An 18,330-nucleotide genomic window follows, 5' to 3' on the forward strand; every position below is an offset into this window, starting at 1 on the left:
GTTTTGATGGTATTTAACAAAAAAATCTATAAAGGAAAAAAGAGATTATCTTTTTGTGATGTGTTTTTGATATAATATATCCTGTTTAGAGGTAATTCTGGACAAAGGTAGCGAAATATAGGAATTTCTAATCCGTAAAGGTGCTGCAACCGAAAGGGAAAATAACCACGAAGCGCAGGGAGAGCACGAAGCAACTTAAAAATTTTCATTTAAGACACCTTCGTGTTCTTCGTGGTTCTAAACACATACAGGATTTGATTCTAAAATTTCAAATAGATGTAGAATCTTACCTTTTGTTTTTCTATCTAGCCTTTCAAGGAATTTTGCAGGTTTTGTTCCCAAGAGAACCTGGAACATAAGCTATCCCTTTAACTCCCTGAAGTTTATTCTCTTTTCTGTTTGCGCTTCCTCTAAAGCTTTTTTATGCTCTTTAAGCTCACTGGCAGAAAGCTTTTCCACCGGAATAAGGGCATTTTCAACTATTTGAAGCTCGTTTCGTATTTTTAAAAGCTCCTCATAAACCATATCTAGGGTAATACCGCGATAAGACATTATTGCTCTAAATTTCTTTCTTTAGGATAATATGTGAGAGGAATTTCTGTCAATTTTTTCTTTTTCTCTCCCGATACTGCCTTGCTTGGTGCAGGAAGGCTTCGTAGTCGCATATCGGTGTTGGCTTTAGGATTGTGCCATCATAGGTAATGGTTAGAATGGGTAAGCCCTTATTGTCCTCTTAAGACAGATTTTAAGATTGCTGTGGCAATGGTTCCTGGCATACCCTGCAAAGGGTATGGTGTTAATTATCCCACAAAGCCCCTTCTTTAAAACGGATCTTCACCCCATCATTTTACCTAACCCTTTAATAATACCGGAGTTAGTTCAATCTTGTTCTGTAACTATTCACCCGTATGTGTTTAGCCTATTGCATTTATTTATATTGCTCCAAAGACCATTTTTGCAAGCTTTGTTGGATTTGCTTGCTCTATATCCTCAGGAACATTCTGTCCTATTGTAATGTATATGATGGGCTGTTCTATTTTAGAGCTTAATGAGAGAATTTGTCCAAAACAAACAGCCTCGTCTGTCTTTGTAAATATTACCTTATGGAAAGATACCCTCTTAAAATTATCAGCAATATCCATAAGCTCCTTATACTTTGTTGTTGAAGAAAGGATAAGGCAATTCTCCAGGCTATAGCCTGCCTGGGAGATGAATGCCTTAAGCTCTGCCATCTGGATAGAATTTCTTTGAGACCTTCCTGCTGTATCAATTAAAATGAGGTCAGAGGAAGAATGTGTTTCTATTGCCTTCTTAAATTCTGATGGAAAATAAACAACCTCAAGGGGAATGCCCAATATATCTGTATATGTCTTGAGTTGTTCAGCGGCTGCAATCCTATATGTATCAACGGTTATAACAGATACCCTCTTATGCTTTTCAAATGCAAAGTCTGCGGCTATTTTTGCCAGCGTTGTTGTTTTCCCAACGCCTGTGGGACCAATCAAGGTAATAATCTTTGGTGTGCCATTATCAATGTTTAGCTCTCCTGTCTTAATTATAGAAGATATATGCTTTATAACCCTTGATTCAACAAACGCCTCATCTTCCAATATATTTGGTGGTGCCTCAGCCACTATCTGTTTAATTATTTTCTCTGCAACCTCTTTTTCAACATCATTGTTGATAAGCCTCATATATGCAGAATGGGACTTTCCTGGAAATTTTATAATGCTTCTTTCCTCCATAATTGTTGTCATTTTCTGTTTTATCTCAAAAAGCTCCTTTTGTATAATCCCTATTATACTTATATCTGGCTGAATTTGGGGTTGTGGCTGGAATTGTGGTTGAAATTGTTGTATTTGAGGCTGTTGTTCATATTGAGGCTCCCTTTGCGGTACTTGTTGAGATTGAACCTGAACTTGAGGTTGAATATTGACCCCTGACCCCTGACCCCTGACCCCTGACTCTACTGGTTTTGGCTTCTGTGTAAAAGGAAGGGCTGCTGTAACCTCAATCATCTTCTTTCCAAAGATTCCGAATATGCCACCCTTTCTAACATTTCTATGGCTTACAAGAAGGGCATCTTTTCCTAGGTCAAGAGCCATTTGCAGCAAAGCCCTCTGTAAGGTTGGAGCCACATATGTCTTATATTTCATCATCTTACCTTTATTTTACAATCTAAAATGCAAATTTGCAATCTGTAATTGAAAGATAAAGGGATTTAATCTTATAATTTTATCTTATGTTGAAAAGGGGAATATTAGAGATAATTGAGGAAGGAGAATTTGAAAGGCTTGTTTCTTCTAAAAGGGCTTTGAATATAAAATTTGGCGTTGATCCAACAGCCCCTGATATTCATTTAGGACATATGGTTCTTTTAAGAAAGCTTAAAAGTTTCCAAGAATTAGGACATAATATCATCTTCATTATTGGTGATTTTACAGCGAAAATAGGAGACCCATCTGGAAGGGATAAAACAAGACCAAGCCTTTCAATAGAAAAGATAAAGGAAAATGCTTTAACTTATACAGAGCAGGTATTTAAGACCCTCTCCTTTGAAAAAACAAAAATCCTCTATAATTCCTCCTGGTTTGATAAAATGAGCCTTTCAGAGCTTATTTCTCTTTCATTTTCCTATACAGTTTCTCGGATGCTTGAAAGGGATGATTTTACCTTACGATATAAAGATGGAAAGCCTATTGCTATTGCTGAATTTTTATATCCCCTGCTTCAAGGGTATGATTCCTATGTTGTTAAGGCAGATATAGAGATTGGAGGAAGTGACCAAAAGTTTAATATGCTTGTTGGAAGGGAAATACAAAGGTTTTATTCCCAAGTTCCCCAGATTGTAATAACAATGCCCCTTCTTGAAGGCACAGATGGAAAGCTAAAGATGAGCAAAAGCTACAATAACTACATTGGGATAAAGGAAAAAGAAAAAGAGATATTTGGAAAGATTATGTCAGTTCCAGATGCTCTCATTATAAAGTATTATGAGCTTTTGACAGACGAAAATTATTTAATAATAAAAGAGAAAATAGAAAATGGGAGCTTGCATCCAATGAAGGCAAAGGAAGACCTTGCATTTTTGATTACATCATCTTGCCATTCTAAACATAAAGCAGAAGAGGCAAGAGAAGAATTTATAAAGGTATTTTCTAGAAAGGAGATTCCAGGTGATATTTTGGAATACAAAATAGATAAAGCAAGCTTACTTGTAGATATTATCTATCAATCTGGGCTTTCAAATTCTAAATCTGAAGCAAGGAGACTAATCCTTCAAGGTGGTGTAAACATTTCCGAAAAGAAAATAAAAGACCTTAATTTCCAATTAGAAATTCCAAAGCAACCAATTATCCTGAAGGTTGGAAAGAGAGGATTTTTAAAGGTATGCTGAAATAAAATTGGTTTTTTTGTGTTATGCTAAAACAAAAATGGTTTGCAAACTTTTTGGTTAACAGTAGTTAGGCATCTTAACCCTAGCCCTTTAACAAAAGGGTTTGCTTGAAATTCAATTGATTTTTGGTATAGAATCAAAAATTATTATCCTTCATTGCAGACCTCAAAAAAATTAGAAAGGAGCTTTTTTCCTTCAATTGTTAGGATGGATTCAGGATGAAATTGGACGCCAAATATTGGATATTCTTTATGCATTATCCCCATAATCTCGTTTTCCTTTGTCTTTGCCGTAATTTCTAAAGATGAAGGAATGCTTTTAGGATCAATAATTAGGGAATGATACCTTGTTGCAATAAATGGATTTGGAATGTCTTTAAAAATAAATTTTCCATCGTGAAAAATCTCTGATGTCTTTCCATGCATAAGCCTATTTGCACCTATTATTCTTCCTCCAAATACCTCACCAATACATTGATGACCAAGGCATACACCAAAGATTGGAATTTTTCCCTTGAATTCCATTATTAGAGCCTTTGATATTCCAGCATCATCTGGCCTTCCTGGGCCTGGTGAAATTACAATAGATGAAGGTGAAAGCCTTTTTATTCCTGCAATATCAATCTTATCATTCCTTATAACCTCAATTGTCTTTTTCATCTCTCCAATATATTGGACAAGATTATAGGTGAATGAATCGTAATTGTCTATAACAAGAACCATTTTGTTGCGTTTATTTGCCTTTTTTAACCCCAGGTTTATTTATTTGTCCTTTTCTTCGGTTTTTTTTTCCGCTATCCTTTTTATTACCTCACTTGTAATATCAAGGGAATCTTCTCCATAAATGACGCTATCTTTATCAAGAACAAGGTTTATCTTTCTCTCCTTTGCTATTTCAGAAATAATTGCTCTTATCTTTGCATTTATAGAATCTTCAAGCTCTTTTCTCTTTTTTGCTAGACCTTCTGCTGCCTCTTGTTGATAGGCTTGAAGCTCCTCGTATTTTGCCTGAATTGTTGCCTCTTTTCTCCTTTTTGCTTCCTCTGCAAGGGGTTTCTTAAGCTCCTCCTGTAAAGCAAGGATTTCATTTTGCTTTATCTTTATTTCAAGATTTCCCTTCTCAATCTCCTTTTGCAATGCCTCTTTTGCCCCTTTTGTGTCAGGATGGCTATCAAATGCCTTTTGTGCATCAATAAAGGAAATATTTATCCCCCAAGCTAAACTTGTCCCTAAAATCCCACCTAAAATTAGTTTTTTCATTTCTTTCCTCCTTTTATTTTTTTTATTACCCTATCTGCAACCTCGCTTATTGAAAGAGAGGATGTGTCAATTGTCCAATCAGCAGCCTCTTTATATAAAGGAAGCCTAGCCTTTAATATCCTTCTTATTGCAGATATTGGGTCATCTACAGAAAGGAGAGGCCTTTGTTTATCGCCTTTAATCCTTTCATATATCACATTTCCCTTTGTTTTAAGGAAAAACAATGTGCCGTTCTTCCTTAAATTCTCTACATTGTCCCAATTAAGGACAATTCCTCCGCCCGTTGCAATCACACATCCGTCAAAATTTGATACCTCAGATATCACCTCCTTTTCCTTTTCCCTAAAGTATTTTTCTCCCTTTTCTTTAAATATTTTTCTAATCTTCATTTTTTCCCTTTCTTCTATTATATCATCTGTGCTTATGTATTTCATATTTAAAATTTTAGAAAGGCAAGAACCAACAGAGCTTTTTCCAGAACCCATAAAGCCAATTAAAACGATATTACCATTTAACATCAAATTGCCTTACCTTTCCACCCTTCTCTGTAAAGAAAAGAAACCCCTGTTTTTTTCCAAGCTCATATATTTCCTTTGTTATCTCTACATCATATTTGCAATATTCTATAAGCTTAGGAATATTGCCCTCCTTCCACCATTTAATGGCATCCAAGCCAGAGCCCTTCTTTTCCTTTTTAAGGTTTGCTTTGGCAAGGTTATCAAGGCTTATCCTAAACCCCAATGCCTTTTGAGCCTCCCTTAACATATCAAGGGTTGGAATAGAAAATAGGTCTTTTTCTGTATATCCTTTTAAAACCTTATAATCAAAAGAAAAAAGATTAAATCCAACAACAAGCTCTGATGAGAAAAGCTCGTCTATTAACTTTAAAACCTCATCTTCCATAAATGCCCTATATTCACCCCCTTTAAATATTACACCCACAGACATCCTTAAGCCTTTAAAATCCCTATCTTCTCCAAATGCATCCTGTGTCTCAAGGTCAAAAAATGTTTTACTCATAAAATCCAACCTTTTTTCTTACTTCAGTCATTGTCCTTGAGGCTATTTCATATGCCCTTTCCTTTCCTCTTTTAAGAATTTTTGAAAGATATTCGCTATCCTTTTCTAATTCCTCCCTTTTTTCCCTGATAGGCTTAAGCTCATCGCTTAAAAGGGAAGAAAGGCTATCCTTACAGGAAACACACCCTATTTTTGCATCTTTACATCCAACCTCTGTTTCTTTGGATTTCTCTTTAAAAAAAGCCTTCCATATAGCAAAGACATTGCATATATCTGGATGTCCAGGATTATGAGGATGAATCCTCTCTTTGTCGGTAATCATCATCTTTATCTTTTTCCTTATTTCATCAGAGGAATCAGAGATGAATATGGCATTGTTATAGCTCTTGCTCATTTTCCTTCCGTCTGTTCCAGCAAGCTTTGGCGTTTCTGTAAGTAATGGAGATGGAGTAGGAAATGTCTCTCCATAAAGATGATTAAACCTCCTCAATAGCTCCCTTGTAAGCTCAAGGTGTGGAAGCTGATCAACACCTATTGGAACAATTGTTGCCTTATAAAGGAGGATGTCTGCTGATTGAAGAACAGGATAGCCTAAAAATCCATGCGTTTCTAAGTCAAGATTTGAAAGCTCTTTTATTTGCTCTTTATAGGTTGGGTTTCTCTTAAGCCATCCAAGTGGTGTAATGATTGAAAAAAGGAGGTATAGCTCAGAATGGCAGGGTATTTCTGATTGGCAGAAGATAATAGCCTTCTCTGGGTCTATGCCAAAGGAGAGCCAATCAATAAGAACCTCCTTTGTATTGTTTGCCAATAGATTTGAAGATTGATATTCGCTCATTAGGGCATGCCAATCTGCAATCATATAGAGGCATTCATACCTTTCTTGCAAAAAGCCCCAATTTTCTAATGCACCCTTTAGATGACCAAGGTGCAGCTTCCCTGTAGGACGCATCCCGGAAAGGACTCTTTCCATCAATAAATTAGTGTTCTCGGGTCGATGGGTCGGTTGTTCTTTAAGACCTCAAAATGTAGGTGAGTGCCTGTGGTAAGCCCTGAATCGCCTGCTGCTCCAATAGATTCCTTTTTTTCAACCGATTGTCCCTCATGGACAAAGATTCTTGAAAGATGGGCATACAATGTTTTGTATGTATTGTTATGCTTTATAATAACACACCTGCCATAGCCTGATTTCCATCCTGCAAAGATAACCTTTCCATCGCCTGCTGATTTTATGCTACTTCCATAAGGTGCTGCCACATCAATGCCTGTATGAAAATGGTATCTTTCAAGGATGGGATGAAACCTATAGCCAAAACCAGAGGTAATGCGGCCAACAATGGGTTTAACAAAATTATCAGAAAAATTTTGGGCAATGGCTATTTCTTTTGTTAGATTAGCACCAGGAAGGAAGATTTTCTCCCCTGGTCTTATTATGCTTGTTGAAATCTCATTTACCTCTTTTATCTTATCTAAAGAAACATTAAATCTCCTTGCAATATCCCATAGGGTTTGGCCGCTTTTTACCTTATAAACTATTCCCTTCTGGCTTGGAATCTTAAGGCTAATTCCCTCTTTTATTACATTGGTGGTCAGGTTATTTACGCTTATTATGGTAGAAAGGTTTAGCCCAAATTTTCTTGAAATTGACCAGAGGGTATCCCCTGCTTTTGTTATGTAGGTTGTATAGATGATGCCATTTTTACTTTCTTTTTCTTCTAATTTTGGAATAGTGACATTATGGCTTTCAATCATTAAAGAAGTAAGAAGCTCTTTCTTTTCAATTCCAAGAAATCTCTCTTTATTCCCTGATTTAATAAGAAGTGGAAGGAATAAAATAAAGCCTAGAATGCTAATGTAGAGAAAATTTTTCATTTGTAAAAAGTATATAAAAGATATTCCCTCTTGTCAAGAAATTTTTGTTGTGATAAAATATTTAATAATTGTATGCAGATAAAGGAAATTTTGGATAGCTTTGAGGAAGGAAGGGAGATTTTGGCTTCTGGAAGGGTTATCCTTTTAAGACCACACGGAGGCTCTTGTTTTGCTCATATAAAGGATGGAAGTGGAAGGATTCAAATCTATGCAAGAAAGGATAAACTTGATAACTTTAATGAATTTACAAAGCTTAAGCTAGGCGATATAATCTCTGTATCTGGAAGGCTCTTTATAACAAAGACGAACGAGAAAACAATTGAGCTTTTGCAATTTTCTATCCTTTCAATTGCCAAAAACCCAGTTCCAAAGGAATGGTATGGAATAGCTGATATAGAGGTAAGGCATAGAAAGAGATACCTTGATTTATTGGTAAATGAGGAAAAAATGGAGATATTCAAGAAGCGTAGCAAGATAATCAAAGCAATAAGGGAATTCCTTGATGAAAAGGGATTCCTTGAGGTAGAAACACCAATGATGCAGGTTATCCCAGGTGGTGCTGAAGCAGAGCCATTCAAAACCCATCACAATGCTTTAAACCTTCCCTTGCACCTCAGGATAGCACCAGAGCTGTTTCTTAAAAGGCTTATTGTTGGTGGTTTTGATAGGGTTTATGAGATTGGGAAGAATTTTAGGAATGAAGGCATATCAACCCTCCACAACCCAGAATTCACTATGCTTGAGGCATACCTTGCTTATTCTGATTATGAAGGCATAATGACCCTTGCAGAGGAGCTTATATTTTATGTGGCAAAAAACCCAAAGATAACCTTTGACAATTATGATATAGACCTTACACCACCATTTAAAAGGCTTCCTTTATTCCCTGCATTACAAGAGGCAAGCGGTGAAAAGGTTGAGTCAATGGCTGATATAGATGCTTTGGTTTCAAAGATTGGGATGGATGTTGAAAATAAGCTTAATGCCTTAATTGACAAATTTATTCTTCCAAATCTTATTCAACCAACATTCCTCATTGATTGGCCAGCTGAGACCTCGCCATTGGCAAAAAGGGGAGAAAACCCTGATTTTGTAGAGAGGTTTGAGCTATTTATAGGAGGATGTGAGATTGGAAATGCCTATTCAGAGCTTACAGACCCTGATTTGCAGCTTAAAAACTTTAGAAAGCAGGGAAAGATAGACTATGATTATATTTCTGCATTAAGCTATGGTATGCCTCCAACAGGTGGTTTGGGAATTGGAATAGATAGGTTGGTAATGCTTCTTACAAACCAGACATCAATAAGGGAGGTAATATTATTCCCTTTGCTTAGGCCATTATAAGGGTATGTGTGTTTAGCTATTAGTCTTATCAGAGGTTCCGTATTTTTTGTAAGCCTTTAAAAATAAAAGACTTACATTCATGAGACAGAAAATTTATAACCTATTGATTTGCAAGCACTTACATTAAAATTTGCTAAATTTTTACGGAATGTCTGATAGCATGGAAAGTGGCTCAATGATTTTATTTATATCCCCCGCACCCAAGACAAGAACAATATCCCCTTTTTTCACAATCGTCTTAAGAAACTCTGGAATCTTTGTCCAATCAGAGACATAATAGGAATTTGGATGATTTATCTTGGAATATAAAAGCTCTCCTGTAATATTGGGGATTGGCTTTTCAGATGCAGGGTATATATCTGTTAATATCAAAATATCAGCAAGCCTAAAACAACCTGCAAATTTATTAAGCAAATCCTTTGTCCTTGTATAGCGATGTGGCTGGAATATAACAACAAGCCTCCTCTTCCATCCTAGCTTTGCTGCCTTTAGGGTTTCTTTTATCTCTGTTGGATGGTGTCCATAATCTTCAAGCACCATTATTTCATCATTCCTTTTTATATCAAGCCTCCTTTCAATTCCAGAGAATGTCTCTAATGCGGATTTAATTGTCTCAATGGGGATGGAGAGGTATTCTCCCACACAAAGAGCCGCAAGGCTGTTTAAAACATTATGCCTTCCCAAAAGAGGCACCTTCCACCTTCCTTTGGTTTTATTTCCATCTATAACCTCAAATTCTGTATGGTCTTTTAAGATATTTATATTTCTTGCCCTTATTTCTCCCTGTTTTATCCCGTATGTTTTATATTTTGTCTTTAAGCTTGGTATAATCTCCCTTATAAGCCTATTATCGCTACACAAAACAGCAAAATCTGCCTTTTCTATAAATCCCAAATATTCCCTTTTCATTCTCCCTATATTTTTAAAATACTCCATATGCTCCCTATCCATATTTGTTACAACAGAAATTCTTGGAGAAAGATGTAAGAAGCTTCCATCGCTCTCATCTGCCTCACAGATGAGGTATTTAGATGCCCCGAGCTTTGCATTAGAACCAGATTCCTTTGCAATCCCGCCGTTAATAACAGTAGGAGAAAAGGAAGCCTTGTTTAATATTGCTCCAATTAGCCCTGTTGTTGTTGTCTTTCCATGGGCGCCTACAACGGCAATCCCATACATCTTTTCCATAAGAAATGCAAGAAACCTTCCCCTTTTAAGGATATTTAATCCCCTTTTCTTTGCCTCAAGTATCTCAGGGTTATCCTCTGGGATTGCTGAAGATACAACAATGGTATCGCTTTTTTCTATATTTATAGGTGAATGCCCTCTATATATTTTTGCACCAAGGGCTTTAAGCCTATTTGTTATCTTATTTTCTACAAGGTCACTCCCCGAGACAGAAAAGGAAAGGTTTAAGGCAATCTCTGCCAGAGCTGACATTCCAATTCCACCAATACCAATAAAATGGATGCGTTTCATTATTTCCCTCTATATTGTATGTGTTTAGCTAATATTAAAGAAAGCAATGCAATAAGTGAGAAGTAAGAAGTGAGAATTTCTGCCTTCTGTCTTTTTTATCTTTTTTCATCAATTAAGGAAACAAATACGCTAACTACCTGTGGGTCAAATTGGGTTCCTGAGCATTTTTTTAAAATATTGATTGCTTCATCCTTACTCATAGCACCCCTATATGGCCTATCCGATGTCATAGCATCATAGGCATCAGCTACAGCAAGAATTCTTGATTCAAGGGGAATTTTCTCATAAGCCAGACCATCTGGATAACCCCCTCCATCATAATGCTCATGGTGGTGTCTAACAACGGGTAGGGCATCCTTTAAAAATGTTATGATTTTGATTATTGACTCGCTCTTTAATGGATGGGATTTTATCTCGGCAAATTCCTGGTCTGTTAATTTTCCAGGCTTTAAGAGGACATTGTCTGAAATGCCTATTTTTCCAAGGTCATGGAGTAAGCCTGCATATTTAATAAGCTCAATCTTGGATGAGGGAAGATTTAGGGATTTAGCAACCATTACACTATAATCTGTTACCCTCTCTGAATGACCTAATGTATATGGATTTCTTGTTTCAATCTCTGCGGCTAATGCCTTTATTGTCTCTGTATAAAGGTTTTGCATCTCCTGATAGATTCTTGCATTCTCAATAGCAATAGCAACTTGCGGAGCAAGGATAGATAGGGTATGAAGGTGCTCCTCCTTAAAGAAATTTAGTTTAAAGCTATGGATAGATACAGCCCCTATTACCTCCTCTTTTGCAACAAGGGGGAAAAGGAGGTGGGATTGAAGCTCCTTTTGCTCTTTTTCTAATGGCTTTAGACCTTCCTTTATCCTTGTTTTTACCACTATGTTCTTTTTAAAATCCCAGGTTGTTAAGTCAGAAAGAAGGGTTGTAAGTTTATCTTTGATTGTCTCAATTACATTCTCTTCTTCTTGCTTAAATGATGTAATGGTTAATATGCTATAATCTTCATTAAAAAGAAAGGAGGCAGAGACATCAAATTCTATTATCTCTAAAATTGTATTTACCATTGTATTCAAAACCTCTTCCTCCTGAAATGTTGCTGAAAGAACCTTTCCAGCCCTATTTAGTATAAGAAGCTCCTCTGTCCTTTTGGTTGTTGTCTTGTATAGCCTTGCATTTTCAATGGCAATTGCAGCCTGTGTTGCAAAGATTGATAAAGGCTGAATATCCTCTTCTGAAAACACCCTATCAGACTTTGTAATATTTAGGTTAAGAACACCAATGATGTTATCCTTTATTTTTAAGGGAAGGGATATAGCTGATTTTATCCTCCTTCCCTCATGGTGGACATTAGAAAATTTTTCCTCCTTAAGCTCCTCTGTAAGAAGAATAGGCTTTCCATCCCTAGCTACTACCCCAGCTATTGGCTGACCAAGGCTAATTGTAACAGATTCCTTTGTCTCTTTAGACAAGCCCTTTGCAACCATTATCCTTAAGGTTGAGGTTGCCTCATCAAGAAGCATCAAAGAACCTTCGTCTGCAGAAGAAACCTTTATGCTTCCTTCCATAATAAGCTCAACAAGATCTTCTATATCAAGGCCAGAACCCATCTGCTCTGAGATCTTATATAGCTCCTCAAGGTATAATGATTGTTCCATTTATTTTAAAGAAATAAGCTCCTTAATTACATTATTTATATTCTCATAAAGGGCTTCAAGCTCTTTTTCATTTTCTTCTAATCCTTTAAAATCAAAGCCATCATTGTCTATTTTAAGCTTCTTAAGGACAGGATGCTTATCCTCAAGCCTTCCTATTACCCTCTTTGTTATTCCAATCAATGTAGGTGCTCCAATAGTATACTTATTCTTTTCCCATAAACAATTAAGACTATCTCTGCCATTCACCTTCTTAATTTACCAAAACAATCCCACAATTGTCAATCTTTGATTTTATGCCCTTATTTTGGAAGATAAACATAGCTTGGTCTCCTTTTCCATCCAGCAATGGTAAAAAATGCCTTTTCTTCATTTGGGTTGAATAAAGCCCCTGCAGGTTTATAATAATTTCTGATAAAGGCTTCAAAGGATTCACTTCCCTCATTGCTTGTGATAATAGCTGTATATTCCTTTTTTTCTAGTTTTTCTTTAAGAAGGGCTGTCCACTCATCCATAAACCTTCTTCCATTATCTTTATCCTTTAAAACATCAAAAAGCCCAGACACATAGCAGAATGACCTCTTTCCAGCCTTTGTAAGATAAAAGCCATGATATGGAAGAAAAACATCGCCTTGTATAGATTTAAGGGTATTTAAAAACCTATCTCCACAAGCCCTATCCATTTTACTTGGGATTTGGAAAATTGGGTTATAAAGAAATATGATAAATTGAAGAATAATTGTTCCATAAATTACATTTTCCTTTTTTTGAAATTCTAAAAAAGCAAGACCAGTGAGAATTGAAAGCATAGCTACAAGGGGAATAATAGCATTTTCAACGCCTCCCTCAATTCCCCTTCCAAAAATGCTTACAATGAATGAAGATATAAAGAAAAGGAGAAAAAGAAGCTCATAGTTAAAGATGTTATCTCTCTTTCTTGATGCGATGAAGAAAAATACCCATCCAATTCCATAGCCACAAAGGATTGGCATATTTGCCAGAAGGTCAGATTTAAACATTAAAAGCTTATATTTAAGGAGGGGTTGATACTTTGGAAGCTTGTATATCCAATAGAGATACCAGCCATCTGATGTGTGGTCTAAAAGGAGGGTTATTCCTAAACATATAGGGATTATTAGAAGAAATAAAAGGCATTTCTTTATATCCCTTAATAAAAGCCAAACAAGGGCAGAAAGAATAAAGAATGCACCCGATTGCTTTGTAAAAAAGGCAAAGGAAAGGGCTATGATAGAGGCTATTATGGAAAGGCTATTTTGTGATTTAATAAGAAGATACAAGGAAAGAAGAATAAGCATAATAAATAGAGAATCTACCCTTGCAAGGTCATACCAAAACCCTGTTATTTTGAATGCTCCAAAGAATATAGATGCTGAAAGAAATGAAGAAAATAGGCTTTTTGTCATCCTTTTTACAATTGCAAATATTAAAATAAAAGAGATAATAGAGGCAACAAAAGAAATAATCCTTAATGAAAAAAGGCTCTCTCCAAACACCTTTATTGATAATGCAGACAAAAGGCAAAATCCTGGTGGATACATAAGGGAAATATAATCTGGCGTTGGCTTTGTATATATTGGAAGGTGCGTTAAGATGCGATAGGATATATCAAACATCCCTCCCTCTGTCCATTCAAGCTCATATGGATAAAAAATCCTTCCTAATGCAACATAGAGGTATGAGGCAATATAAAATATGCCAATAATAAAAATTACAATGTCCAAAACACCTATATTCCTTTTTTTATCTCTTTTTTTCATCTAGTTTTAAAACAAATGCAAGGGCTTTTGCTACCGCCTCATATAATTCCCTTGGTATTTCCTCGCCCCTTTCTAGCCTCATAAGAATAGATGATAGATTTGGGTCAGTATATATGGGAATATTGTTTTTAGCCGCCTCCTCAATTATTTTTTCTGCAATATATCCCTGTCCTTTAGCCACAACAACAGGCGCCCTCTCTTTTTTTTCATATCTTAAAGCAACCGCTTTTTTCATATCTTCTCAAGCACCTCTTTTGTTATATCCTTCAGGCTTTCTAAAACAAGGTCTGCATCTTTAAAATCCAGGTCTTTATTAAACTCATTCCTTACAGCAATACACTTAGCCCCTGCCCTTTTTCCTGCAATAACACCAGAGAGGGCATCCTCTAGGACAAGGCATTTTTCCTTTGGTTTCCTTAAAATCTCTATGCTTTTTGTGTATATCTCAGGGTCTGGCTTTCCATTTTTAATATCCTCTCCTGATAAAATAGAAACAAATCTTTGCTTTATTTTAAGGCTCTCCATAATAAAATCAACCCATATTCTCTTTGAAGATGAGGCAATAGCATAAGGAATCTTAAGGCTATCCAAAAGGTCTAAAAGCTCGTAAAGCCCCGGCATAGGCTTTGCTCCCTCAGCCTTAAGAAGCCTGTCATAAATTATAGCCCTTTCAGAAAGAAGCTCCTCTGGGCTTTCAGCTAAAGAAAGACGCTCTTTTAATATCCTCATACTTTCAATCCCAAGCCTTCCCATCATCTCCTGTTTTATTTTTTGTGTAAATTCCCTGTTTCTCTTTTTTACAATTCCAATAACCGCCCTTGAATACAGAGCCTCTGTATCAACCATTAAACCATCCATATCAAAGATAACAGCGGAAATCATCCAACGAATTTCTCAAAGATTGCAATTTTGTCTATATCGCCAAAAATGATTAGAACATCACCCTCCTTTATTATTCTATTCTCATCAGGGTTATAATGATAAGCATTTGAATCCCTTTCTTTTATTGCTAATACCCTTATCATAAGCTCCTGCCTTTTTTCCCTTAAGCTACTCAAAGCCTTGCCAATAAAATGGGATGTTTTCTTTATTACCATTTCTTCAACCCTTAAGGCAATATCATCCTGCCTTAACATCTTATCAAGAAAATTAACCACTGTCGGTCTTAACATACAGGATGCCATCCTAAGACCTCCTATCATATGTGGAAAAATAACCTCATTAGCACCAGCCCTTCTTAACTTTTCCTCTGATTCAGGGTCATCTGCTCTTGAAATTATCCTTAAATGTGGGTTTAATCCAGATGCTGTAAGGACAACAAAGAGATTCTCCTGGTCTGTTGGAAGGGCTGTTATTAAGCCAATTGCCCTTTCAATCCTGGCAGATTTAAGAACCACATTGTGTGTTGCGTCGCCGTGAATAAACACAAGATTTGGAATTAAGGAAATTGCCTCCTCAATTCTTTCCTTTTTCTTTTCAATAGCCAAAAATGCTTTTTTTGTCTTTGAAAACTCGATGGCTATCGGTCTTCCAACCCTTCCAAGCCCACATAAAATGTAATGGTTTTCGATCTTACCTATTATTCTTTCCATCTTCTTCCTCCTTATTATATCTGTTAATTCACCTTCAACAAAGAAGGCTGTCATTGTTGATATTGTTGAAAGGAGGATACCTGCTCCTCCAATTATCAAGAGTATGCAGAATATCCTTCCTCCCTGTGAAAGGGGATGAATCTCACCAAAGCCAACTGTTGCTATAGTAATAACAGTCATATAGAGGCTATCCAGAATACTCCACTTCTCAATAAGGATAAAACCCAGAGTTCCAATAAAAAGGACAAGAAGAAGCCCTCCTATTGTTATCAAAAGCCTCTTTCCCATTTCCATTTATGCTTTCGTATTGCTTCTAAAAATTCATCCCTTGAAATACCTACCTGTGTACAGAGCGTTTTAAGGTTGAAGCCTTTATTTTTGGGTAGTTTGGCATAGTTAAAAGGGTTGTAACTACTCACTTTTTTAAGTTAAGATTACATCGGATTTTTTTCTTTCGTCGCCCATCACTGTTTGGCCATCTCTTTTATAAGCTTTAAAGCAATGATGTTTCGCTGGATTTGATTTGTTCCTTCATAGATTTGGGTTATCTTTGCATCCCTCATATACTTTTCAATTGGGTATTCCCTCATATATCCATATCCACCAAAGAGCTGGAGGCAATTTGTTGTAACCTCCATTGCGGTATCTGATGCAAATAGCTTTGCTTGTGCTGATTCCATTGAAACATCCTTTTCTCCTTTGTCAATCATCCTGCAGACAGCATAAGTTAATGCCCTTGCTGACTCAATCTTTGTTGCCATATCTGCAAACATCCATTGTATCCCCTGAAACGATGAGATTTTCTGTCCAAATTGAACCCTTTCATTGGCATATTTTAATGCAAGGTCTAATGCACCTTGTGCTATTCCAATTGCTTGAGCAGCAATTCCAGGACGGGAGTTATCAAATGTCCTCATAGCAACAATAAATCCCATTCCCTCCCTCGCTATTATATTTTCCGCTGGAACAAAGCAATCCTTAAATATAAGCTCCCTTGTTGCCGAGCATCTTATCCCAAGCTTTTTCTCCTTTTTTCCAAACTCAAAGCCAGACATCCCCTTTTCCAAAATAAAGCAGGATGCACCACGGGAACCCTTTGTTTTATCTGTCATTGCAATTATTGTATAGATTTCTGCCTCCCCACCATTTGTTATCCATTGCTTTGTCCCCTGCAGGATATATCCACCTTCTGTTTTAGAAGCAGATGTCTTTAGAGAGCCTGCATCACTTCCTGCATCTGGCTCAGTAATGGCAAAGGCGGCTAATTTCTTTCCTTTGGCAATATCGGGAAGGTATTTTTTCTTTTGCTCTTCAGAGCCATATAAAACTATAGGATATGCACCCAAAGCAGATGCTGCAAAACAAACGGCAACACCTCCACAGGCTTTTGAAAACTCCTCAGTTGCCAAGCAAAGCTCAAAGCATCCACCACCAAATCCACCATATTCTACTGGGATATATAAACCAAACAGGTCAGATTGAGCAATTACCTTAATGATTTCTGTAGGAAATTCCTCTTTTTCATCAAGCTCTGCTGCCTTTGGTCTTATCTTGCTATCTGCAATTTTTTTGGCAATATCCTTTATTGCTACCTGCTCTTCTGTTAATGCATAATCTATCATTTTTCAATCATGCGACCTATCCAGTAATTTGGCTTCCTATGTTGATGTGCTATTGCAATAATATAAATATGGTCTTTCTCTATTGAATATAAGATTTTATAGGGAAACTTATGAATTAAGTATCTTCTTATTTCTCCCCTTTCTATAGACCATGCCTTAGGATATTTAACAATTCTCTGGATAGACCTTTTCACCTCCTCTTTAAATCTTTTACCCAATTTCGGGTATTCAAGCTCATAAAATTCAATAGCATCTTCAAATTTATATCTTGCAAATTCATTAAAGATTACCTTCAAAGACCTCTTCAGATGGAATACCTTTTAATTTACCGCTTCTGTATGCAGAAAGCCGTTTTTCAGCCTCAAGGGCCCAAATTTCATCTATGTTTTTATTTGGTTCATCAAGGCTCAACAAGAGCTTCTCAATGACAATAAATCTTTCCTGTGGTTTCAAATCCAAAGCCCTTTCCAGCAAAGCTTTACTAGACTCCATTTATTTAGAAAGGAGGTTTAAAATTGTCCTTCCAAAGAGATGTGCAGAATTTGGGCCATCTGCGGTTACAATCTTTCCATCTATTTCTACATTCGCACCCGTCCAAATCGCACCATTTTTTATTAAATTATTCTTTTCAGAGGAAAATGCCGTTGCCTTTTTCCCTTTAAGAACACCAGCATTTGCAAGGATAGAAGGAGCAAGGCAGATTGCTGACAAAACCTTATTTTTCATATAGCTATCCTTTGCTACCTTTAATGCTTTAGGGTTATTAAAGTATTCCGAAGCACCTGAGCCTCCAATAAAAACAATTGCATCAAATTCATCTACATTTATATTCTCTACCAGAATCTCTGGCTTTGCAACCGCTCCAAAATAGCCCTTTGATGGAGAAAGCTTTGATGAGGCAACAACAACCTTTATTCCTGAGGTCTCAAATATTCTCTTAGGCTCTGTAAATTCCTCATCCCTAAAATCAGATGATGCAACAATCATACAAACACTTTTCTTAACCTCCATTTTTTTCACCTCCTTTTGTCCACAAGATATTAAAAAAATAGAAAGAAATAAGATTACATATTGCATTTTTTTATTTTATTCTTTAGCATCCCATTTTGTCTAATATTTTTTAAGAATGATGTTACTATTTCAAATGTAAAAAGATTGAAATAAAGAGAAAAACATACTATAACTCAACTTATGAGCAAAAAATAGAATTTTAAGAATGAAAAAACTAAAAACTTAAAACTAAAAGCGAAAAACCACAATTCAAAACTAAAAACTAAAAGATTAAAACTTAAAGACTATACCTAAT

21 protein-coding genes are annotated in these 18,330 nt (G+C 36.2%); 2 read left to right on the forward strand and 19 right to left on the reverse strand.

The features are described 5' to 3' along the window. Positions 1-360 precede the first annotated feature (360 nt). Together AB1630_04145 and flhF are read right to left on the reverse strand one after the other, a co-directional pair. Positions 361-552, reverse strand: a complete 192-nt coding sequence (locus AB1630_04145; GenBank protein ID MEW6103001.1) for a hypothetical protein — start codon at positions 550-552, stop codon at positions 361-363. Positions 553-932: 380 nt separating this feature from the next. Then, positions 933-2,159 (reverse strand): flagellar biosynthesis protein FlhF, encoded by a 1,227-nt coding sequence (gene flhF, locus AB1630_04150; GenBank protein ID MEW6103002.1) that lies wholly within the window; start codon positions 2,157-2,159, stop codon positions 933-935. A gap of 83 nt (positions 2,160-2,242) precedes the next feature. Between flhF and tyrS the strand changes: the two genes are divergently transcribed. Then, entirely contained in the window at positions 2,243-3,397 is a 1,155-nt protein-coding gene (tyrS, locus tag AB1630_04155) for a tyrosine--tRNA ligase (GenBank protein ID MEW6103003.1), read from the forward strand. 146 nt (positions 3,398-3,543) lie between these two features. On the opposite strand, the gene AB1630_04160 is transcribed toward tyrS, so the two are convergent. From AB1630_04160 to AB1630_04185, 6 genes are read right to left on the reverse strand one after another with little or no spacing between them, the layout of a single operon-like run. Then, the gene (locus AB1630_04160) at positions 3,544-4,119 is read right to left on the reverse strand and encodes an aminodeoxychorismate/anthranilate synthase component II (protein ID MEW6103004.1); all 576 of its coding nucleotides are present in this window, start codon (positions 4,117-4,119) and stop codon (positions 3,544-3,546) included. A gap of 39 nt (positions 4,120-4,158) precedes the next feature. Further along, positions 4,159-4,656, reverse strand: coding sequence for an OmpH family outer membrane protein (locus tag AB1630_04165; GenBank protein ID MEW6103005.1), 498 nt, complete (start codon positions 4,654-4,656; stop codon positions 4,159-4,161). Then, complete coding sequence (locus AB1630_04170; GenBank protein MEW6103006.1) at positions 4,653-5,174, reverse strand: shikimate kinase; 522 nt, start codon at positions 5,172-5,174, stop codon at positions 4,653-4,655. The genes AB1630_04165 and AB1630_04170 overlap by 4 nt, the downstream gene beginning before the upstream one ends. Next, positions 5,161-5,676, reverse strand: coding sequence for a ribonuclease H-like domain-containing protein (locus AB1630_04175; GenBank protein MEW6103007.1), 516 nt, complete (start codon positions 5,674-5,676; stop codon positions 5,161-5,163). The genes AB1630_04170 and AB1630_04175 overlap by 14 nt, the downstream gene beginning before the upstream one ends. Beyond that, entirely contained in the window at positions 5,669-6,649 is a 981-nt protein-coding gene (gene trpS, locus AB1630_04180; protein MEW6103008.1) for a tryptophan--tRNA ligase, read from the reverse strand. Before trpS ends, AB1630_04175 begins: the two co-directional genes overlap by 8 nt. Then, complete coding sequence (locus AB1630_04185) at positions 6,649-7,548, reverse strand: M23 family metallopeptidase (GenBank protein MEW6103009.1); 900 nt, start codon at positions 7,546-7,548, stop codon at positions 6,649-6,651. Before AB1630_04185 ends, trpS begins: the two co-directional genes overlap by 1 nt. A 72-nt stretch (positions 7,549-7,620) precedes the next feature. On the opposite strand from AB1630_04185, the gene lysS reads away from it, so the two are divergent. Further along, entirely contained in the window at positions 7,621-8,892 is a 1,272-nt protein-coding gene (gene lysS / locus AB1630_04190; GenBank protein MEW6103010.1) for a lysine--tRNA ligase, read from the forward strand. 141 nt (positions 8,893-9,033) lie between these two features. Here the strand turns inward: lysS and murC are convergent, their stop codons facing one another. The 11 genes from murC to AB1630_04245 all read right to left on the reverse strand — a co-directional run bounded on the left by murC (position 9,034) and on the right by AB1630_04245 (position 18,035). Beyond that, positions 9,034-10,371, reverse strand: coding sequence for a UDP-N-acetylmuramate--L-alanine ligase (murC, locus tag AB1630_04195; GenBank protein ID MEW6103011.1), 1,338 nt, complete (start codon positions 10,369-10,371; stop codon positions 9,034-9,036). Between the two features lie 95 nt (positions 10,372-10,466). Continuing rightward, entirely contained in the window at positions 10,467-12,035 is a 1,569-nt protein-coding gene (locus AB1630_04200; GenBank protein MEW6103012.1) for an HD domain-containing phosphohydrolase, read from the reverse strand. Next, positions 12,036-12,281 (reverse strand): hypothetical protein, encoded by a 246-nt coding sequence (locus AB1630_04205; GenBank protein MEW6103013.1) that lies wholly within the window; start codon positions 12,279-12,281, stop codon positions 12,036-12,038. A gap of 53 nt (positions 12,282-12,334) precedes the next feature. Continuing rightward, a complete protein-coding gene (locus AB1630_04210) occupies positions 12,335-13,810 on the reverse strand; it encodes a glycosyltransferase family 39 protein (GenBank protein MEW6103014.1) in 1,476 nt (491 codons plus the stop codon). Next, complete coding sequence (locus AB1630_04215; GenBank protein ID MEW6103015.1) at positions 13,794-14,045, reverse strand: EscU/YscU/HrcU family type III secretion system export apparatus switch protein; 252 nt, start codon at positions 14,043-14,045, stop codon at positions 13,794-13,796. Before AB1630_04215 ends, AB1630_04210 begins: the two co-directional genes overlap by 17 nt. Further along, on the reverse strand, positions 14,042-14,692 hold the full coding sequence (locus AB1630_04220; GenBank protein MEW6103016.1) for an HAD family phosphatase: 651 nt from the start codon (positions 14,690-14,692) through the stop codon (positions 14,042-14,044). The genes AB1630_04215 and AB1630_04220 overlap by 4 nt, the downstream gene beginning before the upstream one ends. Further along, positions 14,689-15,696 carry a potassium channel protein gene (locus AB1630_04225; protein MEW6103017.1) on the reverse strand — a complete coding sequence of 336 codons (1,008 nt, stop codon included), beginning with the start codon at positions 15,694-15,696 and terminating at the stop codon, positions 14,689-14,691. Before AB1630_04225 ends, AB1630_04220 begins: the two co-directional genes overlap by 4 nt. A gap of 170 nt (positions 15,697-15,866) precedes the next feature. Continuing rightward, complete coding sequence (locus AB1630_04230; GenBank protein MEW6103018.1) at positions 15,867-17,021, reverse strand: acyl-CoA dehydrogenase family protein; 1,155 nt, start codon at positions 17,019-17,021, stop codon at positions 15,867-15,869. After that, positions 17,021-17,320 (reverse strand): type II toxin-antitoxin system RelE/ParE family toxin, encoded by a 300-nt coding sequence (locus AB1630_04235; GenBank protein MEW6103019.1) that lies wholly within the window; start codon positions 17,318-17,320, stop codon positions 17,021-17,023. The genes AB1630_04230 and AB1630_04235 overlap by 1 nt, the downstream gene beginning before the upstream one ends. Next, on the reverse strand, positions 17,304-17,516 hold the full coding sequence (locus AB1630_04240) for an addiction module protein (protein ID MEW6103020.1): 213 nt from the start codon (positions 17,514-17,516) through the stop codon (positions 17,304-17,306). The genes AB1630_04235 and AB1630_04240 overlap by 17 nt, the downstream gene beginning before the upstream one ends. Then, positions 17,517-18,035 carry a DJ-1/PfpI family protein gene (locus AB1630_04245; GenBank protein ID MEW6103021.1) on the reverse strand — a complete coding sequence of 173 codons (519 nt, stop codon included), beginning with the start codon at positions 18,033-18,035 and terminating at the stop codon, positions 17,517-17,519. Between the last annotated feature and the right edge of the window lie 295 nt (positions 18,036-18,330).

It is taken from the genome of bacterium (assembly GCA_040753555.1).
Lineage (GTDB): Bacteria > UBA9089 > UBA9088 > UBA9088 > UBA9088 > JBFLYE01.